Origin of the sequence: Cellulosimicrobium sp. TH-20 (assembly GCF_002105775.1) — a bacterium.
GTDB classification, from domain to species: Bacteria; Actinomycetota; Actinomycetes; order Actinomycetales; family Cellulomonadaceae; genus Cellulosimicrobium; species Cellulosimicrobium funkei.
Window position 1 is genome coordinate 1,318,754 of the sequence record NZ_CP020857.1, and the last position, 18,265, is coordinate 1,337,018.

Below are 18,265 nucleotides of genomic sequence, written 5' to 3' on the forward strand. Positions count from 1 at the left end.
GGAAGCGACGCATCTCACACCCGGTGCGGTGGAACTGCGACTCGGTATCACCCAGACTGGACGCAGCCCGCACCGACGCCGGCCCACACGTGCACCGGCGCCCGTGAATCCCACGAGGAGGCCTCAGATGACGGACACGACCACGAACCTCTACCACTCGATCGCGAACCCGCGCCGCACGACGCTCATGACCGTGAGCGCCGCGGACGCCGCCGCCCCGCACCGTGAGCCCGCGCCGGGCCTCACGCTCGTGGGCGCCGACGACGCCGCGGTGTGCGTCGACGGGTCGTGCGCGCTCCCCGAGTAACCGTGAGTGCCTGAGAGAGCCGCCGGAACGCCTCGTTCCGGCGGCTCTTTCCTGCACCCGGCGAGGGGCGGGGGCCGGTCAGTTGCGGCGGTGGTCCTGGATCGACAGGCGCGGGCCGCGCCGCGGGGCCTGCGCCCGGCCGGAGACCTCGAGGAGCCGCACCACGCGGTAGCGGTGCGGCGCGTACGGCGCGAGCAGCTCGAGCATGCGCTCGTCGTCGACGCGCTCGCCCACGAGCGCCCACCCGACCGCCTTGGCCAGGTGGTAGTCGCCCACGGACACGGCGTCCGGGTCGCCCAGCGCCCGCTGCGCGACCTCGGCCGCCGTCCACACGCCCACGCCGGGCACGGCCTGCAGCCGCGCCTGCGCGGCCGGCGCGCCCTGGACGTCGCGCAGGCGGTCGCACTCCTCGAGGCGCCGGGCGACGCGCGCCGCCGCGACGACCGTCCGCGCGCGGCCAGGGTCGACGTTCGCGCGGTGCCAGTCCCACGTGGGGACGCGCGCCCAGGTGGCCGCGTCGGGCACGACGAGCATCCCGGCGTCGCCCGCGGGCCCCGGGGCGCGCTCGCCGTGCCGACGCAGGAGCCAGCTCCACGAGCGCCACGCCGCGACGGACTGCACGCGCTGCTCGAGGATCGCCGGCACGAGCGCCTCCAGCACGCGCCCCGTGCGCGGGATCCGCAGGCCGGGGCTGCGGCGGTGGGCGTCGCGCAGCACCGCGGGCGGGGCGAAGCCCGTGTCGTCGTCGTCCTCGCCGAGCAGGCGGGGCAGGCCGTCGAGCACCTCCGCGGCGCCCGGCCCCCACGCGTGCCCGACGACGTCGCACGGCCCGGTCTGCACCAGCCGGTAGGCGGCGGGCCCGCTCTCCGCGCGGGTCGTGCGCCACACGTCGCCGGACGGCGTGCGGCGGAACGTCGGGTCGTAGGGGCCCCGCGCGAGCCGGTCGAGCGTGAGGTGCAGGTCGAGCGGCCGCCCCGACCGGAAGCGACGCGCGAGCGGCGCGCCGGACTGCGCGCTCGCACCGGGTCGCGCCGGAAGCCCAGCCGGCGCGTGAGGGCCAGCCTGCGTCGTCGGGCCAGCCTGCGCCGTCGGCCCGGGCTGCGCGAGGTCGCCGACCGTGCGCTCGGCGGGCGCGCGGCCCGTGCTCGGCAGGACGGTCACCCGTCCATGGTCGCACCCGCCGCCGACGCCCCGACCCCGCCGCCCTCACCGCTCTTCACCGCCCGGCCGTCGAGCACGACGTTGCTGGCGGTATCGGCCCGTTCGCGACAGCAGGGTCGTGCTCGACCCGGAGCAGGGTCGTGCTCGGCGGGAGGGGTCAGTCGAAGAGGGTGTCCATGTCCCACGCCGGCTCGGGCGCGGCCTGCCGGGCCGCGGGTGCACCCCGGTCGGCGGCGGCCGGTGCGGGCACGCGGCCCGGCGACCGGGTCGGGTCGCCGAGCTCGGGCACGAGCGTGCCGTCGAGGTCCCCGCGGCCCGCGGCCCAGTCCTGGGCGGCGAGGCCCGCGAGCTGGTCCGCGCGCTCGTTGAACGGGTCGCCCACGTGGCCGCGCACCCAGCGGAACCGGACGGGCCCCGCGCGCTCGGCGATGACCCGGTCGATCGCCTGGACGAGCTCGAGGTTCTTCACGGGCTGGCCGCCCGCCGTCCGCCACCCCTTGCGCTTCCAGGCGACCACCCACTCGGACGCGCACTTGATCGCGTACTGCGAGTCGGACTCGATGAGCAGCGGCTCTGCGCCCGGGTGGGCGCGCACCGCCTGGAGCAGCGCGGTGAGCTCGGCGACCTGGTTGGTCCCGCTCACGGCGCCGCCGGAGTCGAACGTGCCGTCGTGGTTGATCCACGCCCACCCGATGGCTCCGCCCGGGTTGCTCAGGCACGAGCCGTCGGTGCTGACAGTGATCACAGCGCTCCTCGATCACGGACGATCCCGCCCGCCGGCTGCGGCGCGGGGAGGCGAATGCGTCGGCGCCATTGTCCCCCGCCCGGGAGGGTCGTGGTGCACGTGTCCGACGACGCCCCTCCGGGAGGCGCGCGGCCCACCCCCCCGCGGGCCGTTCCGGGGCGTCCCGGGACGACGTACGGGAACTCCGGCGGTCCCGGTCCTTCGTCGTCGCTCGGGGTCGCCTCAGGGGAGAACCGGGGGATACCCCATGGTGCGGCGGGGCGGCGCCGTCGAGGCTGGGACGCATGGTCGCGTGGGTCGTGGAGCTGTGGGGACAGGTCGAGTCGTGGCTGCTCGCGCTCGTGGACTCGGCGTGGGCGCTCCCCGTGCTCTTCGCGACGACCGCCGGCGACGGGTTCTTCCCGCCGATCCCGGGCGAGACGGTGATCGTCATGCTCGCCGTCGCGGCCCAGTCGGGCGGCGGGGTCGCGTGGGGGATCGTGCTCGCGGTCGCCGCGCTCGGCGCCTGGTGCGGCGACCAGCTCGCCTACGCCCTGGGGCGCGCGCTCGGCACCCGTGCCCTGCCCGCCCTGCGGGGCGCGCGCGGGCGGCGCGCGGTCGAGTGGGCCACGCGGTCCCTCGACCGGCGTGGCGCGTCCGTCGTGCTCGGGGCGCGGTTCGTCCCCGTCGGGCGCACGGCCGTCAACGTGACCGCCGGCGCGGTCGGGTTCTCGCGGCGGCGGTTCATGGCGCTCTCCGCCGTCGCCTCTGCGACGTGGGCGACGTACTCCGTGGTCATCGGGACGCTCGCCGCCGCGTGGGTCGGCGACAGCCCGCTGCTCGCCGTCGTGGTGGGCGTCGTCGGGGGCATCCTGCTGGGCGTCCTCGTCGACACCGTCGTCCGGCTCCGCGCGGCGCGGCGCGAGCGGGCCCTCGCCCCGGTGACCGGACCGGTCCCGATCCCGGCAGCCGTCGCGGCGCTCGCGGGGCCGGGCGGCGCGCCCGAGGAGACGGACCCTGCCCTCGTCCCGTGCCCCGGCGCCGGGAGCTAGGGCCCGCCAGACCCGCCCCGGGACGGCCGACCCGCCCCGCCCCGCCCTGTGACGGTCGACCCGTCCCGTGACGCCCGAGACGCCCCGGACGGGCCGGGACGCACGAGGGCCCCGGCCGACGGCCGGGGCCCCCCGCTCGCTCTTGGACGCGTCGGTCAGGACACGCCGAGCAGGTCGATGACGAAGATCAGCGTCTTGCCGGACAGGCGGTGCCCGCCGCCCGCCGGGCCGTACGCGAGCTCCGGCGGCACGACGAGCTTGCGGCGCCCGCCGACCTTCATGCCCGGGATGCCCTGCTGCCAGCCCGCGATGAGGCTGCGCAGCGGGAAGTTGATCGACTCGCCGCGGTTCCACGACGCGTCGAACTCCTCGCCCGTCTCGTACTCGACGCCGAGGTAGTGCACGTTCACGGTCGCGCCGGGCGTGGCCTCGGGGCCGTCGCCCACGGTGATGTCCTCGACGACGAGCTCGGTGGGCGCGGGACCCTCCGGGGCGTCGACCTCGGGACGGGACAGTCCGTTCTCTCCAGTGGTCATGCTCCGATCCAACCACGGCGGCGGGCGCCCGGTCCGGCGTGCGGAGCCGGACGGCGCTCCGGCGCGGGGTCGAGGTTGGGGTCGTCCGCAACCCCGGTCGGGGGCGCCCCGCACGTCCCGTTCGGCGACGCGCAACACCGCGAGCCCGAAAATCGCCATCATGGAGGCATGCCCACCACACCTGAGCCGCCCTCCGGCGTGCCCGCCGACCCCGCGCGCCCGGGCGCACCCGAGGTGCCGCCGACGGCGGTGCCGCCGACCGCCGTCGGGCACCGGCCCTCCCCGCAGGAGGTGCGGCGGTGGCGCCGCTTCCTGGCCGACGAGCGCGCCGAGGCCGCGGTGTACCGGGACCTCGCGAGCCGCCGGACGGGCGAGGAGCGGGACATCCTGCTGGCGCTCGCGGAGGCGGAGCGCCGTCACGAGCAGCACTGGCTCGACCTGCTCGGCGAGGACACGGGACGGCCGCTGCGCGGCGACTGGCGCACCCGCACGCTCGGGTGGCTCGCGCGGCGCTTCGGCGGCGTGTTCGTGCTCGCGCTCGCCCAGCGGGCCGAGGCGCGCTCGACGTACGCGACCGACGCCGACGCGACGCCCCGGATGGCCGCCGACGAGCGGATCCACGAGGAGGTCGTGCGCGGCCTCGCGACGCGCGGGCGCAACCGCATGTCCGGGACGTTCCGCGCGGCGGTGTTCGGCGCGAACGACGGCCTCGTGTCGAACCTCGCGCTGATCCTCGGCATCGGCGCCTCGGGTGCGTCGAACAGCACGGTGCTGCTCTCGGGCCTCGCGGGCCTGCTCGCGGGGGCCCTCTCGATGGGCGCGGGGGAGTACGTGTCCGTGCGCTCGCAGCGCGAGCTCCTCGACGCGTCGACGCCGAGCCCGCAGGCGTCGGCGGCGCTGCCCGACCTCGACGTGGACGCGAACGAGCTCGCGCTCGTCTACCGGGCGCGCGGCATGGCGCCCGCCGAGGCCGAGGAGCACGCGGCCGACGTCCTCGCGACGTACACGCAGCAGACCGTGATCGCGCCGCCGCCCGGCATCGACGAGCACGAGACGCACGGGACCGCGATGGGGGCGGCGGTCTCGTCGTTCCTCTTCTTCGCGTCGGGTGCGCTCATCCCGGTCGTGCCGTACCTCCTCGGGATGACGGGCTTCCTCGCGGTCGGGGTCGCGGCGCTCCTCGTCGGGATCGCGCTGCTCGCGACGGGCGCGACCGTGGGCCTCCTCTCGGGGACGTCCCCGCTCACGCGGGCCCTGCGCCAGATCGCCATCGGGTTCGGCGCGGCCGCGGCCACGTACGCGCTCGGCCTGGTGTTCGGGGCAACCGTCGGGTGAAATCCGGCGCGTCGAGTGGTGAGCGTCACACTCCCGTGCCTACCGTGACCTCGGACGGGCCCCACGGCCCGCCCCTTCGCTGCACCGACGACCCACGGGGCACACGATGGACGCGACTCACGACGCGCAGGGCAGGCGCGCACCGGCCGCCCGTCGCTGGCTCGTGCGCGCGCTCGTCGCCGGTGGCGGTCTCGGTGCCGGCCTCGCGTTCGCCGTCGCGACCGCGGGCGGCGCGTCCGCCGCGGACGACCCGCTCGGACTCGGCAAGGCCCTCTCGCCCGTGACGTCCACGGTGCAGACCGTCGTCGACCCGGTCGTCCAGGACGTGGTCAAGCCCGTCGTGCGCGACGTCGTCGCCCCCGTGGTCCAGCCCGTCGCCCCGGTCGTGGAGAAGGTCGTCACCCCCGCCGCCCCGGTGGTCGAGGAGGTCGCGCGGCCCGTCGCGCCGGTGGTCGAGCAGGTCGTCCAGCCGGTCGCCCCCGTGGTCGAGCAGGTCGTGGAGCCGGTGGCGCCCGTCGTGCAGCCGGTGACCGACGCCGTCGCGCCCGTGACGACGCCGGTGCTCGACGCCGTCGTGCCGGCCGCGACGCCCGTCGTCGAGGCGGTCGCCCCCGTGGTGAACCCCGTGCTCGAGACGGTCTCGCCCGCGCTCGACCCGGTGACCCCGGTCCTGGAGGCGCTGACGCCGGTCCTCGACGTCCTGGCCCCCGTGACCGACCCGGTGCTCGGCCCGATCACGAGCCCGCTCGCTCCGCTGGACCCGCTGACGCCGCTGCTCCCCGGGACCCCTGGCACGGGCACCCCCGGCGCGGACGACCCGCCGGTCGGCGTCCCGTCGACGCCGGGCACGGTCGACCCGGGCGGCGCCGTGGCCGCGCCGTCGGTGACCGCCGTCCCCTCGCTCCCGCCCGCCGCACCGGCGGCCGCCGAGCCCAGCGCCACCACGACGGGCCGCGACGGCCCCGAGGATGTCGCCGCGAGGGACGCGCGCGCCCGGACGGCGGCGGTCGACGTCGCACCGAACGGCGCGCCGCCGGGCGCGGCGCTGCCCTCCGACGGGCCGGCCGGCCCCGGGGGCGTCCCCTCCGACGGCGGCCCCGGCACCACTCCCTCGCCCTCCGGCAGCGCGCAGCGCGCCGGGGCGGGCGGCGAGCTCGCGGCGGTCGGCAGCGGTGCCGACGCTCCCGCGCTCTCCTCCTGGACCGCCGTCGTGGACGACGCGCGGTCGATGCACCCCTCGACCTTCTTCGAGGTCCCCGTCTCTCCTGCCTGACGTGGCTCGCGTCGCGCCCCGAGCGCGGCAGACGCGACCCGGCGCCGTCGTGCGCCAGCCACTTCTGAGCAGGAAAGAGAAACGACCATGCACACCTTCGTCCGGCGCGCGCTGCGCACAGCGCTCGTCACAGGCGGCCTCGTGGTCGTCGGGGCCGGAGCGGCCCACGCAGCCGAGGGCGACCTCCTCGGCGATCTCGGACTGGACGTGTCGGTCGAGGCTCCGCTGAGCCAAGTGACCGAGGTCCTGCCCGACGTCGCGGTCGACGTGCCCGTGCACGTCCCCGTGACCGTGTCCGACGTCGCGGTGGGCGCCCTGGGCGACGCCGCCGTCACGTCCGCGCCGGAGCCCGCTCCGGCTCCCGCGCCCGCGCCCACGAGGGAGCCCGCCCCGGCGGCTCCCGCGGACGTGGACGTGGACGTACCCGTGACGATCCCGGTGGACGTGTCGGGTGTCGCTGCCGGTGTCCTCGGTGACGCCGCGGTGACCCAGGCACCGGCCGAGCCGGCGCCCGCGCCGGAGCCTGCTCCTGCCACGGGGGCGGACCCGGCGGACGTCGACCTCGACGTGCCGGTGACGGTTCCGGTGAACGTGTCGGGGGTCGCTGCCGGTGTCCTGGGGGACGCCACGGTGGCCCCGGCTCCGGCGGCGCAGCCGTCGGCTCCGGCGACCGGTGGTGGGGCCGAGGGCTCCACCGGCGAGGAGGCGTCCGGGGTGGACGTCGACGTGCCGGTGGCGGTCCCGGTGAACGTGTCGGGGGTCGCTGCCGGTGTCCTGGGCGACGCGGAGGTGACGCCGGCTCCGGCGCAGCCGTCGGCTCCCGCGGCCGGTGGTGGCGCCGACGGCTCGACCGGCGAGGAGGCGTCCGGCGTGGACCTCGACGTGCCGGTGACCGTCCCGGTGGACGTGTCGGGTGTCGCCGTCGGTGTGGGCGGTGACGCCACGGTCGGCGGCGGGACGGCCGGCGAGGGTTCGGGCGACGGGACCGGCTCGACCGGCACCGACGGCTCGGGCCTGCTCGACGGCGTCCTCGGCGAGGACGGCCTCGTCGACGACCTGCTGGGCGACGGGCTCCTCGGGGGCGGTCTGCTCGGTGAGGGCGACGGCCTGCTGGACGGCGTGCTCGGCGAGGACGGTCTCGTGGACGACCTGCTCGGCGGCTCGTCGGGCGACGGTCTGCTCGACGGCGTGCTGGGCGAGGACGGGCTGCTGGGCGACGGCGGCGTGCTGGACGGCGTGCTCGGTGAGGACGGCGTCCTCGGGGCGCTGCCCGACCTGGACGTCGACCTGCCGGTGACCGTGCCCGTGACGGTCTGCGGCGTGGGTGTGGGCCTCCTGGGCGACGCCTCGGCGGGGTGCCCGACGTCCGCCGTCGTGCCGACGGACCCGACCGACCCGACGGACCCCACGGACCCGACCGACCCGACGGACCCCACCGACCCCACCGACCCCACCGACCCCACGGGCCCCACGGGCCCGACCGGCCCGGCGGACCCGGGGACGACCGGCGGTTCGGTGACCCGGGTGCTCAACCCGGTGAGCACGGGGACGGGCACCTCGGCCGGTGCCGCGACCGGTGCGGTGACCGCCGCGTCCGGTGCCGTCACGGCGTCGGGCCCGACCGCCCTCGCCACGACGGGCGCGGGCGGTGACCTGGGTCTGCTCGTCATGGCCGGGCTGCTGACGCTGCTCGGTCTGTCGCTCCAGCGCTTCCGCCGGAAGTCCTGGGTCGCGGACCCGGACGCCTACACCCCGGTCTTCACCGACCGGAGCTGACGTCCAGAGACGCCAGGACCGCCCGGGCAGCTGCCCGGGCGGTCCTGGCCGCGCTCGTCGCGCGCTACGCGACGGCGAAGACGAGGGCCGCGATGGCGAAGCCCATGACGCCGATGGCCGTCTCCATCACCGTCCACGTGCGGAGGGTCGTCTTGACGTCCATGTCGAAGAACCGGCCCACGAGCCAGAACCCGGAGTCGTTCACATGACTGAGCACCACCGAGCCCGCTGCGACGGCCACGACGACCGCGGCGAGCTCGATCGCGTTGAACCCGCCGGCCTCCACCGCCGGGGCGATGAGCCCTGCCGCGGTGGTCAGCGCGACGGTCGCGGAACCCTGCGCCACGCGGAGGATCGCCGCGATGAGGAACCCGGCCACGATGACGGGCAGGCCGAGGTCGCCGAGCACGTCGGCGAGCGCGTCGCCGATCCCGGTCGCACGCAGGACGCCACCGAACATGCCGCCCGCGCCGGTGATGAGGATGACCGAGCACACCGGGCCGAGCGCCGAGTCGAGGGTCTTCTCCAGCGCCGTCCCGGAGACGCCGCGGCGGCGGCCCAGGACCCAGGCGGCGACGAGCACGGTGATGAGCAGCGCGACGGGCGTCGCGCCGATGGCGCGCAGCGTCTGCACGGCGGGGTTGTCCCCGTCGACGGCTCCGGCCGCGCGCAGCGCGTCGAGGCCCGTGTTGGCGAAGATGAGCACGAGCGGGAGCAGGAGGATCGCGACGACGGTGCCGAACTTCGGCGGGTTCTCGAGCTGGTCCTCGTCGGCCTCGCCGAGGATCGCGGGGATGGGTAGCTCGATGCGGCGTCCGGCGAAGCGGCCGAACAGGTAGCTCGTGACGTACCACGTCGGGATGGCGACGACGAGGCCGAGCAGGATGACGATGCCGATGTTCGCGCCGAGGAACTCTGTCGCGGCGACGGGGCCGGGGTGCGGCGGCACGTAGATGTGCATGACGGAGAACGCACCCGCGACGGGCAGGCCGTAGAGGAGGAGCGAGCCGCCCAGCCGACGCCCGACGGAGAAGACGATCGGCAGCATGACGACGAGACCGGCGTCGAAGAAGATGGGGAAGCCGAAGATGAGGGAGGCGAGACCGAGCGCGAACGGCGCCCGCTTCTCCCCGAACTTCTCGATGAGGAAGTCGGCCATGACCTTGGCGCCGCCGCTCGTCTCGACGAGCCTGCCGAGCATGGCGCCGAGCCCGACGAGGAGCGCGACGGTCGCGAGCGTCGAGCCGAACCCGGCGGTGAGCACCTCGACGATCGACCCCGTCGGGATGCCGGCGACCACCGCGGTGAGCAGGCTGACGAGGATGAGCGCCACGAAGGCGTGCAGCTTGAGCTTGATGATGAGGAACAGCAGGATCGCGATCGCGCCGGCGGCGATGGCGAGCAGCGGTCCGGCGGTCAGGGTCTGGGTCCAGTCCTCGGGGGCATGGTGTCTCCGTCGACGGTCGGGTCGGGTGCGTGGTGCGTGGTGCGTGGTGCAGGGGTGAGGGTCAGGGAGGGCGGCGCGGCTCAGCGCTCGCCCGAGGCGTCGCTCAGCGCGTGCCCGAGGCGTCGCTCAGGCGGGTCCGGGCGAGGATCTCCTCCACGACCTGCTCGGGCGTGGCGGAGACGTCGAGCGTGAAGCCGGGCTCGTCGTCGGCCAGGGGCTCGAGCGTGGCGAGCTGCGACGGCAGGAGCGACGTGGGCATGAAGTGCCCGCTGCGGTGCTGCATGCGCTCGGCGAGGAGCTCGGGGGTGCCGTCGAGGTGGACGAAGCACACCTCGCCGCGGGCCGTGCGCAGCAGGTCGCGGTAGGTGCGCTTGAGCGCGGAGCACGTGACGACGCCGGACCGGCCGGCCTCCGCCTCGCTGCTCAGCCAGTCGCGGATCGCCTCGAGCCAGGGCCACCGGTCGTCGTCGGTGAGCGGCGTCCCGGCGCTCATCTTGTCGATGTTGGCCTGCGGGTGGAAGCGGTCGGCCTCCGCGTACTCGGTGCCGAGGCGCTGCGCGAGCAGCGTCGCGACGGTGGTCTTGCCCGAGCCGGCCACGCCCATCACGACGAGGTGCTGGGGCAGGGGGTGGTTCCCGGCGTCGTCGGGCCGGTCGGTGGAGCTGACGTCCGTGTCCATGTGTCGACTTCCGTGTCGGGTGGGGGCGTCCGGTCGGGGCGGTGCCTGGGGCCCGGCCGTCCCGGTGGCGACCGTCGTGGTCGTCCTCGGCCTCCACTGTGGGGCATTGGTAGCACCTTTGGCAAGTGATTGATAGCACCATTGGCCGCCACTAGGCTGCGAGACATGGCGACGACGGTCCTGCACACCACCGTGCTCGACACTCTCGGACGTCGCATCACCAGCGGCGACGTCCCCGCGGGCACGCCGCTGACCCTGGAGTCGATCGGCTCCGAGTTCGGGGTGTCGCGCACCGTCGCGCGCGAGGTCATGCGGCTCCTCGAAGGGCTCGGGCTCGTGCGGTCGAGGCGCCGCGTCGGGATCGTCGTGCTCGGCATCGAGGACTGGAACGTGCTCGACCCGCGCGTCATCCGCTGGCGTCTCGAGGGCCCCGGCCGTGACCCGCAGCTCCGCACGCTCACCGAGCTGCGGCACGCCGTCGAGCCGCTGGCCGCCGCCGGGGCCGCGCTCCACGCCACGCCCGCCGAGCGCGCCGAGCTCGTCGCCGCGGCCGGTCGCATGCGCCTGCTCGGGGAGGCGGGCGACCTCGAGGAGTTCCTCGCCCTCGACGTCCGGTTCCACGAGATCCTGCTCCGCGCGAGCGGCAACGAGATGTTCGGCGCGCTCGCGGGGGTCGTCGCGGCCGTCCTCAGCGGCCGGACGCACCTGGGCCTCATGCCCGCCTCGCCCGTCCCCGAGGCCCTCGACCAGCACGAGGCGGTCGCGCGCGCGGTCGCGGACGGCGACCCGGAGGCCGCCGAGGCCGCGATGGCCGCGATCGTCGGCGAGGTCCGCACCGCGCTCGACGGGGTCCCGCCTGCTCCCGCCTGAGCGGCACGCCCCGGCCCCGCCTGAGCGGCGCGTCCCGGTCCCGTCGGGGCTGGCAGGTCCCGCGGGCTCAGCGCGGGTGCACGCGGACCTCGGCCGCCTTGACGACGAACCAGACGCGCTCGCCCGGCACCAGGCCGAGCTCGGCGACCGCGCGCGGCGTGAGGTCCGCGGCCAGGCGCGGCGCGTCGTGCCCGACGGCGGTCGTCGCCCCCGCGGTCGGGTCGCCCGGGTCGTCGTCCACCGCGCGTCCCCACACGCGCAGGAGCGGCCCGTGCGGCTCGACGCTCGTCACGACGACCCGGTACGCGTTGCGCGGGCTGCCCTCGGGCGTCGTGCGGTGCACGGCGACCGCGCGCGGCTCGAACACCGCCACGGCGCCGCCCCCGACCGCGAGCGGCTCGTCCGCCGTCCCGTGCACGCGGACCTCCGCGCCGTCGACGGCGACGGTCACCTCGCGCGCGATGGTCTCCGCGCCCGGGCCGTCCGCCGCGACCTCGACCAGGTCCGTCCCGTCCGCGGTCCCGCCCGCTGTCTCCGACGCACCACCGCCCGCCGTCCGCGCCGGCTCCGGGACGGCGACGTGCGCGACGCTCCCCGCGAGCAGGTTGACGCCCGCGAGGCGCGCGGCGAACCGGGACCGCGGCCGTGTGAGCACCGCGTCGACCGGGCCGTCCTCGACGACGCGGCCGCCCCCCAGCACGACGACGCGGTCCGCGAGGAGCAGCACGTCGAGCAGGTCGTGGGTCACGAGCAGGGTCGTGCGCGGGTGCTCGCGCTGCGCGTGGTGCAGCACGGTCCTGACGTGCTGCGCGACGCCGACGTCGAGCGACGCGAGCGGCTCGTCGAGCAGGAGCACGCGCGGGTCGGTCACGAGCGCCCGGGCGATCGCGACGCGCTGCGCCTGCCCGCCCGAGAGGTCGGTCGAGCGGCGCCGCGCGAGGTCCGCCGCGCCGACGCGGGCGAGCGCGTCCCGGGCCTCCTCGCGGGCACGAGCGCGGGGCACGCCCCGGGACCGGAGGCCGAACGCGACGTCGTCCTCGACCGACAGGTGCTCGAACAGCAGCGGGCGCTGGCTCAGCCACGCGAGGTGGCGACGGCGCGGCGGGAGGCGCGAGACGTCGTCGTGCCCGACGGCGACGCGCGCACCCGGGGCCTCGCCGGGCGTGAGCAGGCCCGCGACGACCTGCACGAGCGTGGACTTGCCCGCGCCGTTCTCGCCGAGCACCGCCACGACCTCGCCCGGCGCGACGGTGAGCTCCACGTCGAGCCCGCGCTCCGGCACGACCGCGCGCACGGTCAGCGCGGCGGGGGGCGTCGGGGCCGCAGGCCCGGCGGGTGCCGGGGCCCGGTCGGCCGGCGGGCCGGCCTGCGGGGCAGGGGAGACGACGGCGCGGGGGCGGGGGCCGCCGTCGGGCAGGGAGCCCTCGACGCCCCGCCGCGGGCACGAGGCCCCGAGCACGCGCGGCCCGTGGACGACCGCGGTGATGAGGACCGCCACCACGACGAGCACGAACGACAGCGCGACCGCGCTGTCCGGGTCCGCGCTGCGCTGGAGGTAGATCTCGAGCGGCAGGGTCTGCGTGACGCCCTGCAGCGCGCCCGCGAACGTCAGGGTCGCCCCGAACTCGCCGAGGGCGCGCGCGAACGCGAGCACGGCGCCCGACAGCAGCCCCGGCAGGACGCGGGGGAGCGTGACCCGGCGCAGGACGGTCGTGGGCCGAGCGCCGAGCGTCGCGGCGACGTCCTCGAGGCGCGTGTCCTGGCTGCGCAGCGCGCCCTCCAGGCTGAGCACGAGGAACGGCAGCGCGACGAAGGTCTGCGCCAGCACGACGGCCGTCGTCGTGAACGCGACCTCGATCCCCAGCACCTCGAGGTGCCGGCCGATCAGGCCCCGCCGCCCGAACGTGTGCAGCAGCGCGATGCCGCCGACGACGGGCGGCAGCACGAGCGGCAGGAGCACGAGGGCGCGTGCGACGCGCTGCCCCGGGAACGTGGTGCGCGCGAGGACGAGAGCCATGGGCGCGCCGAGCACCACGCAGCACGCCGTCGCGGCGAGCGCCGTGCGCAGCGACAGGCCGAGCGCGTCGAGAGCCGCCGGAGAGGTCACGAGCGCCCAGAAGCCGCCGGTCCCGTCCGGCCCCGGCGTGAGCTCCACGCGCCCGACCATCGCCACCACGGGCACGACGACGAACAGCGCGCCCAGCAGCGCGGGGACGAGGACCCAGCGGGGCAGGCCGCGCATCAGGAGCCGCCGGGAGGCACGGGGGTCACGGTGCGTCGGGCGTGCCGAAGCCCGCGGCGGCGAGCGCGGCCTGCCCGGCGTCGCCGGTCACGAGGTCCACCCACGCCTGCGCGAGCGCGACCTGCTCCGGGCCGGCGTCCTCGGCCGCCGCGACGAGCGCGATCGGGTAGACGTTGAGCGCGGCGCTCGTCTCGGGCACGTCCACGACCTCGACGTCGTCGCCCGCGAGCGTCGCGTCGGTGACGTAGACGAGCCCCGCGTCGGCCTCGCCCGCCGTCACCTTGCCGAGCACGTCGGTGACGCTGGCCTCCTCGCTCACGCGGTGGAGGGTCACGCCCGCGGCCTCGGCGACGGTGTCGGTCGCGCTGCCGCACGGCACCTGCGGCGCGCACACGACGACCTTGACGTCGTCCCCCGCGAGGTCGGCGAACGTCTCGACACCCGCGGGGTTGCCGGGCGGCGTGACGATCGTCAGCGTGTTCGTCGCGAACGCGACGGGGTCGGCGGCGTCCCCCGCGTCCACGACGCGCGTCATGGAGCGCTCGTCCGCGGACGCGAAGACGTCGGCCGGCGCGCCGGCGAGGATCTGGTCGCCCAGGTCGGACGACCCGGCGAACGACAGGGCGACGGTCACGCCGTCGTGCTCGTCCTCGAAGTCCGTCGCGAGGTCGGTGAACACGTCGCGCAGCGAGGCCGCGGCGAGCACGGTGAGGGTGCGGTCCGCGGCCGTCGTGCGCGCGGCGTCCGGGGCGGCGCCGTCGTCGGTCCCCGCGTCCGTGGCGCACGCGGCGAGGCCGGCGACCAGGGCCGCCGCCCCGAGCGCCGCGAGAGGGCCCCCGGTGGCGCGGCGGGTGGTCGTGCGGGCGGGCGCGCTCACGCGGCTCCTCCGGGGGTCTCGACGATGACGGTCGTCGCCTTGACCACCGCGACGGCCAGGCTGCCGGGCTCGAGCCGCAGCTCGCGCACGGCCTCCGTGCTCATGAGGGACACGACGCGCTGGCCGCCGCAGAGCATCTCGACCTGGGACATGACGGTGTCGCTCACGACGTCCGTCACGATCCCCACGAACCGGTTGCGGGCCGAGCGGGCGACGCCCGACGGGTCGGGCGTCGGGTGCGACTGCGCGACGGCGAAGCGCGCGAGCTCCGCGCCGTCGACGACCTTGCGCCCGGCGTCGTCGGCGCTCGCGGCGAGGTCCCCGGCGTCGACCCAGCGGCGGACGGTGTCGTCGCTGACCCCGAGCAGGTTCGCGGCCTCGCGGATCCGAAAGTGCGGCATGAATGCAACCGTAGGCCCGCATCTGCGGACTGTCACCGGCGGGGATGCGCTGGGCTTCGCGGCCCGGCTGGCGAAGTGCAGTCTTCCCGCTTCCCCGAGCACGCCCCTGGCGTGCGGCTAGGCGACGTGCAGCTGGCACTCGGGGCACACGAGTACGGCCGAGGCCGCTTCGTCGCGAGTGATCGAGCAATGATGCGGGCACAGGATGCTGACTCGGTGCGGGACGCGGGAGCCGGGGATCGAGCCCCAGGCGATGATGTGCAGGACGCGGGCACGGGCTGGGCCACCGCAGCCCGGACAGTCCACGGCGATCCACTTCTCGATGACGCTCATGGCGGCTCACGTTCTCGGCGCAGTCTTCGCGACCCTGATGGTTGCAGTACGCCGTCGTGGCCCGGGAGGTCCGCCGGCAGCGGGCTGCTTCACGACCGGCATTCCCCGCGACACGTGGACGCGTCTCTCACGATGCGCCCTCCGTGGCCCGCTCGCCACACCTGGTGAGGCGAGTCATCAGGTGCGCCAGGTGGGGTCGAAGTCCGGGTGCTCGGCGTAGGGCGTGGCGAGTGCTCGCAGGATGCGGTCACCGACGAAGGCGATGCCGCTCTGGGCGCGCTCGTCGGTGTCGCGCTCCAGGTCGGCGGTCATGTCGTACCCCGTGGCCTCGTAGGCGAGGGTGATGATGCGTCGTTTCATCGCGCACTCCGTCAGGATGCGTGAGCATGACCACGGCGCTGGAGGTCCTGGCCCGTCCTCGAGGGTCGCGCACGCTGCTTCGTCCTCGTCGATCCGAGCGAGGAGGAACTCCGTCAAGGCCATCTGCTCATCCTCCCACTGACGGCTGGAAAGTCTCTCGTGGACACAGCGAGCAACCCGTCCAGGTGTAGTGTCGAAGTGTGGTTGATCGCCGGATCGGCCCACGCGACGCCGATCGAGAAGGCTCTCGGACGCCGGGCGAGATGGATGCCCCGGACGAGGACACCTCGGGCGCGCGGTGGGACGACGACGGGGGTTATGAACCCGACCTGGAGGACGCACCGATCTCCTTGAGTGGGGCGCCTGACGCCTCACCGACTGCCGCGACGGCAGCGGATGCGAGCCGGCCCGCCGGTTCCGAGCATCGGACGTCACCATGAGCACCACCACCCCTACTGCCACGTCCTTCGGCCGGGTGCAGGACACCGCACTGCAGCTGCGGGGCGTCCTGGACACTGCGCTGCCGCGCGAGCTCGGCACCGACGCGGAGCCCCCCCTCTACACCGTGACCGCCGTGTTCTCCCGCCGCGTGTCGGGCCCGGAGCAAGCGTTGCTCGAGCTGCCCGCCGTCACGACGTTGCTCGCCGATCACGGCTATGCGGGGGTCAGGCTGCGGGTGGAGGACCGGCGCCTGCTCATCGAGAACACGAACCTCGCCATGCTCTCCGGCGGGCTCGCCCACGAGATCGCGACGGTGATCCGGGACACCCAGGAGGCGATCGCGACGGAACGGACCAGGCGGGCGGACGAGCTCGAGGCCTGGCGCGCGGCCGAGGCCGTGCGTGCCGCGAGCGTGAAGGCCGAGGCCGACCGTGTCCGCTTCGAGTGAGACACCGCAGCCCCTGGCGTTGGCGGGCCGCGGGCTGCCTGCGGCGCGGGCGACGGCTCGGGACTACTCGGTGCTGGCGAAGATCGTGCGCGAGTCGGGGCTGCTGCGTCGGCGGTACGGCTACTACTGGACCCGGCTCGTCGTGACGGTCGCCGCGTTCGGTGCCGTCTGGGCCGGGATCGTCCTCGTGGGTGACTCCTGGTGGCAGCTCCTGCTGGCCGTGGTGCTCGCACTCGTTCTCGCCCAGCTCGCGTTCCTGGGCCACGACAGCTCCCACCGGCAGGTGTTCCGGTCGCGGGCCTGGAACGACTGGACCGCTCGCATCCTCGCGAACGCGCTCGTCGGGCTCAGCCACGCCTGGTGGACGATGAAGCACGACGCCCACCACGCAGCCCCGAACCAGGAGGGCCACGACCCTGACATCTCACCGGGCGTGATCGCGTTCACGCCCGCCGTCATCGCGAGCCGTCACGGCTGGCGAGGGTGGCTGGCACGTCGGCAGGGCTGGTACTTCTTCCCCCTGCTCGCCCTGGAGGGCCTCAACCTGCACGTCGCGAGCGTGCGCCGGGTGCTCGGCCGTCGGCCCGTGCCGCACCGTGGCGTGGAGGTCCCGGTCCTGCTCCTACGGCTCGCGCTCTACCTGGTGGTGCTCGGCTTCCTGCTTCCCCCGACCCTCGCGGCGGCGTTCCTCGCCGTGCAGCTCGCGGTCTTCGGCATCCTGCTCGGCGGCGCGTTCGCACCGAACCATAAGGGCATGCCGATCGTCCCGGCGACTGCGGACGTCGACTTCCTGCGCCGCCAGGTCCTCATGTCCCGCAACATCCGCGGCGGCCCGGTCGTCGACTTCTTCATGGGCGGCCTCAACCGCCAGGTGGAGCACCACCTGTTCCCGAGCATGCCCCGCCCGAACCTCAAGCGCGTCCAGACCCTCGTGCGCGAGTACTGCTCCCAGCTCGGCGTGACCTACACCGAGGTCGGGTTCTTTACCTCCTACCGGATCGTCGTCCAGTACCTCAACGACGTCCCCGGACGCGCCCGCGATCCGTTCTCCTGCCCCCTGGCCGCCAGCCTCGGCCGCTAGGGACACCGGGCCGCGCGTACAGCCGCTCCCAGGTTCGTTCCCAGGTTGAGGGCGTAGGGTCGGGCTATCCGCGGCGAACGTGCCCCATATGAGGTGCGCGGGCCCGGAACCGCAAGGAGGCCACCATGGCCACCACCCCGCTCAGCTCCGCGACGAACGGACAGCCCACCGCCGCCGTGTCAGGCAGCCGTCCCGACTCACGCGTGTCCCGCACGTCGGGCAACCCGACAAGAACTCCCCGAACCCGCACCGGAGCCACCTGGGTCGGCCTGTGCGTCGCCGCCCTCGTCCTGGTCGCACTCATCGTGTTCATGCTCCAGAACACCCAGCTCGTGATCGTCTCCTTCCTCGGCTGGCAAGGTTCCGTCCCGCTCGCCCTGGCCCTGCTCATCGCAGGCATCGGCGTCGGGATCGTCGCCCTCGTCGTCGGTACCCTGCGCATCCACCAGCTCCGCCGACGCCTCGCACGCCAGGTCTAGCACCGCGGTGTGCCGATGACCGACGACCGAGAGACCTCGATCCACCGACCCGTCGACCTCGTGGGCGAGATCGACGCCTCCCAGCGCGAGATGGAAGACGTCATCTCGGTCGTCGACCAGGGGGCGCCCGTCGAGCTCGTCCTCTACGTCGCCGCACGCGCGCGCCTCGACACGGCCGTCGCCGCATGGAACCAGCGCGTGGGAGCCACCCAGCCACCATCTCGGTGACCGCGAGCCTGACGCACCGCCTGGTGCTCGAGCTCCAGGTGGAGCACGTCGGTCGCGAAGGCGACAACCGGGGGAGCGCGCCCGACCGTCGGTCCTCGCAGCGCTGGGCGGTGCAGCGTGGGTGAGACCGCCGTCGTTCCTCGCGGTATCGAGCAGCGGGTCGTCGGGCGAAGGGCGATCACGGGACGTGCCGTCGTCAGGACTCACGGCTGGGC

The 18,265-nt window shown here is 75.4% G+C and carries 20 protein-coding genes; 11 read left to right on the forward strand and 9 right to left on the reverse strand.

The features are described from left to right. The first annotated feature begins 127 nt into the window (after nt 1–127). Nucleotides 128–307 (forward strand): hypothetical protein, encoded by a 180-nt coding sequence (locus B8281_RS05850; RefSeq protein WP_021483013.1) that lies wholly within the window; start codon nt 128–130, stop codon nt 305–307. 78 nt (nt 308–385) lie between these two features. Here the strand turns inward: B8281_RS05850 and B8281_RS05855 are convergent, their stop codons facing one another. Further along, the gene (locus B8281_RS05855; protein WP_232322691.1) at nt 386–1,468 is read right to left on the reverse strand and encodes a DNA-3-methyladenine glycosylase; all 1,083 of its coding nucleotides are present in this window, start codon (nt 1,466–1,468) and stop codon (nt 386–388) included. A 157-nt stretch (nt 1,469–1,625) separates the two neighbouring features. Next, nucleotides 1,626–2,213 carry a ribonuclease H gene (locus B8281_RS05860; protein ID WP_085387217.1) on the reverse strand — a complete coding sequence of 196 codons (588 nt, stop codon included), beginning with the start codon at nt 2,211–2,213 and terminating at the stop codon, nt 1,626–1,628. A gap of 284 nt (nt 2,214–2,497) precedes the next feature. Between B8281_RS05860 and B8281_RS05865 the strand changes: the two genes are divergently transcribed. Further along, a complete protein-coding gene (locus B8281_RS05865) occupies nt 2,498–3,244 on the forward strand; it encodes a DedA family protein (protein WP_085387218.1) in 747 nt (248 codons plus the stop codon). Between the two features lie 155 nt (nt 3,245–3,399). Here B8281_RS05865 and B8281_RS05870 read toward each other — a convergent pair whose 3' ends face one another. Next, nucleotides 3,400–3,780: an FKBP-type peptidyl-prolyl cis-trans isomerase gene (locus B8281_RS05870; RefSeq protein WP_043659735.1), complete on the reverse strand. Its 381-nt coding sequence runs from the start codon at nt 3,778–3,780 to the stop codon at nt 3,400–3,402. 168 nt (nt 3,781–3,948) lie between these two features. Here B8281_RS05870 and B8281_RS05875 point away from each other — a divergent pair, with 168 nt between their 5' ends. From B8281_RS05875 to B8281_RS20015, 3 genes are all read left to right on the forward strand, one after another. Continuing rightward, complete coding sequence (locus B8281_RS05875) at nt 3,949–5,115, forward strand: VIT1/CCC1 family protein (protein WP_085387219.1); 1,167 nt, start codon at nt 3,949–3,951, stop codon at nt 5,113–5,115. 106 nt (nt 5,116–5,221) lie between these two features. Then, nucleotides 5,222–6,388, forward strand: coding sequence for a hypothetical protein (locus B8281_RS05880; RefSeq protein WP_085387220.1), 1,167 nt, complete (start codon nt 5,222–5,224; stop codon nt 6,386–6,388). Between the two features lie 87 nt (nt 6,389–6,475). After that, entirely contained in the window at nt 6,476–8,164 is a 1,689-nt protein-coding gene (locus tag B8281_RS20015) for a hypothetical protein (RefSeq protein ID WP_085387221.1), read from the forward strand. Between the two features lie 64 nt (nt 8,165–8,228). Here the strand turns inward: B8281_RS20015 and B8281_RS05890 are convergent, their stop codons facing one another. Both B8281_RS05890 and B8281_RS05895 read right to left on the reverse strand, forming a co-directional pair. Continuing rightward, a complete protein-coding gene (locus B8281_RS05890) occupies nt 8,229–9,584 on the reverse strand; it encodes a GntP family permease (protein ID WP_232322767.1) in 1,356 nt (451 codons plus the stop codon). Between the two features lie 130 nt (nt 9,585–9,714). Next, nucleotides 9,715–10,290 (reverse strand): gluconokinase, encoded by a 576-nt coding sequence (locus tag B8281_RS05895; protein WP_081599830.1) that lies wholly within the window; start codon nt 10,288–10,290, stop codon nt 9,715–9,717. A gap of 165 nt (nt 10,291–10,455) precedes the next feature. Here B8281_RS05895 and B8281_RS05900 point away from each other — a divergent pair, with 165 nt between their 5' ends. Continuing rightward, nucleotides 10,456–11,160 (forward strand): FadR/GntR family transcriptional regulator, encoded by a 705-nt coding sequence (locus B8281_RS05900; RefSeq protein ID WP_034655362.1) that lies wholly within the window; start codon nt 10,456–10,458, stop codon nt 11,158–11,160. 67 nt (nt 11,161–11,227) lie between these two features. On the opposite strand, the gene B8281_RS05905 is transcribed toward B8281_RS05900, so the two are convergent. The 4 genes from B8281_RS05905 to B8281_RS20095 all read right to left on the reverse strand — a co-directional run bounded on the left by B8281_RS05905 (nt 11,228) and on the right by B8281_RS20095 (nt 15,811). Further along, entirely contained in the window at nt 11,228–13,402 is a 2,175-nt protein-coding gene (locus B8281_RS05905) for an ABC transporter permease (RefSeq protein WP_085387223.1), read from the reverse strand. Nucleotides 13,403–13,427: 25 nt separating this feature from the next. Then, entirely contained in the window at nt 13,428–14,279 is an 852-nt protein-coding gene (modA, locus tag B8281_RS05910) for a molybdate ABC transporter substrate-binding protein (RefSeq protein ID WP_085387224.1), read from the reverse strand. Further along, complete coding sequence (locus B8281_RS05915) at nt 14,276–14,680, reverse strand: molybdopterin-binding protein (protein ID WP_085387225.1); 405 nt, start codon at nt 14,678–14,680, stop codon at nt 14,276–14,278. Before B8281_RS05915 ends, modA begins: the two co-directional genes overlap by 4 nt. A gap of 510 nt (nt 14,681–15,190) precedes the next feature. Then, nucleotides 15,191–15,811 carry a DUF6221 family protein gene (locus B8281_RS20095; protein ID WP_369824967.1) on the reverse strand — a complete coding sequence of 207 codons (621 nt, stop codon included), beginning with the start codon at nt 15,809–15,811 and terminating at the stop codon, nt 15,191–15,193. Here B8281_RS20095 and B8281_RS05930 point away from each other — a divergent pair. The 5 genes from B8281_RS05930 (at nt 15,810) to B8281_RS19950 (ending at nt 18,175) form a co-directional block, all read left to right on the forward strand. After that, nucleotides 15,810–16,262 (forward strand): hypothetical protein, encoded by a 453-nt coding sequence (locus tag B8281_RS05930; RefSeq protein ID WP_085387227.1) that lies wholly within the window; start codon nt 15,810–15,812, stop codon nt 16,260–16,262. The genes B8281_RS20095 and B8281_RS05930 overlap by 2 nt on opposite strands. 70 nt (nt 16,263–16,332) lie before the next feature. Next, on the forward strand, nt 16,333–17,343 hold the full coding sequence (locus B8281_RS05935) for an acyl-CoA desaturase (RefSeq protein WP_232322692.1): 1,011 nt from the start codon (nt 16,333–16,335) through the stop codon (nt 17,341–17,343). A gap of 125 nt (nt 17,344–17,468) precedes the next feature. Continuing rightward, nucleotides 17,469–17,822: a lipopolysaccharide assembly LapA domain-containing protein gene (locus B8281_RS05940; protein ID WP_081599829.1), complete on the forward strand. Its 354-nt coding sequence runs from the start codon at nt 17,469–17,471 to the stop codon at nt 17,820–17,822. A 9-nt stretch (nt 17,823–17,831) separates the two neighbouring features. Further along, nucleotides 17,832–18,050, forward strand: a complete 219-nt coding sequence (locus B8281_RS05945; protein WP_157446586.1) for a hypothetical protein — start codon at nt 17,832–17,834, stop codon at nt 18,048–18,050. Continuing rightward, on the forward strand, nt 18,047–18,175 hold the full coding sequence (locus B8281_RS19950; RefSeq protein WP_255376430.1) for a hypothetical protein: 129 nt from the start codon (nt 18,047–18,049) through the stop codon (nt 18,173–18,175). The genes B8281_RS05945 and B8281_RS19950 overlap by 4 nt, the downstream gene beginning before the upstream one ends. Nucleotides 18,176–18,265 lie beyond the last annotated feature (90 nt).

Coding starts and splice junctions, on each gene's coding strand:
- B8281_RS05850 (WP_021483013.1), top strand. CDS start 128: ATGACGGACACGACCACGAACCTCTACCACTCGATCGCGAACCCGCGC.
- B8281_RS05865 (WP_085387218.1), top strand. CDS start 2,498: ATGGTCGCGTGGGTCGTGGAGCTGTGGGGACAGGTCGAGTCGTGGCTG.
- B8281_RS05870 (WP_043659735.1), bottom strand. CDS start 3,780: ATGACCACTGGAGAGAACGGACTGTCCCGTCCCGAGGTCGACGCCCCG.
- B8281_RS05875 (WP_085387219.1), top strand. CDS start 3,949: ATGCCCACCACACCTGAGCCGCCCTCCGGCGTGCCCGCCGACCCCGCG.
- B8281_RS05880 (WP_085387220.1), top strand. CDS start 5,222: ATGGACGCGACTCACGACGCGCAGGGCAGGCGCGCACCGGCCGCCCGT.
- B8281_RS20015 (WP_085387221.1), top strand. CDS start 6,476: ATGCACACCTTCGTCCGGCGCGCGCTGCGCACAGCGCTCGTCACAGGC.
- B8281_RS05895 (WP_081599830.1), bottom strand. CDS start 10,290: ATGGACACGGACGTCAGCTCCACCGACCGGCCCGACGACGCCGGGAAC.
- B8281_RS05900 (WP_034655362.1), top strand. CDS start 10,456: ATGGCGACGACGGTCCTGCACACCACCGTGCTCGACACTCTCGGACGT.
- B8281_RS05905 (WP_085387223.1), bottom strand. CDS start 13,402: ATGCGCGGCCTGCCCCGCTGGGTCCTCGTCCCCGCGCTGCTGGGCGCG.
- B8281_RS05915 (WP_085387225.1), bottom strand. CDS start 14,680: ATGCCGCACTTTCGGATCCGCGAGGCCGCGAACCTGCTCGGGGTCAGC.
- B8281_RS05930 (WP_085387227.1), top strand. CDS start 15,810: ATGAGCACCACCACCCCTACTGCCACGTCCTTCGGCCGGGTGCAGGAC.
- B8281_RS20095 (WP_369824967.1), bottom strand. CDS start 15,811: ATGGTGACGTCCGATGCTCGGAACCGGCGGGCCGGCTCGCATCCGCTG.
- B8281_RS05940 (WP_081599829.1), top strand. CDS start 17,469: ATGGCCACCACCCCGCTCAGCTCCGCGACGAACGGACAGCCCACCGCC.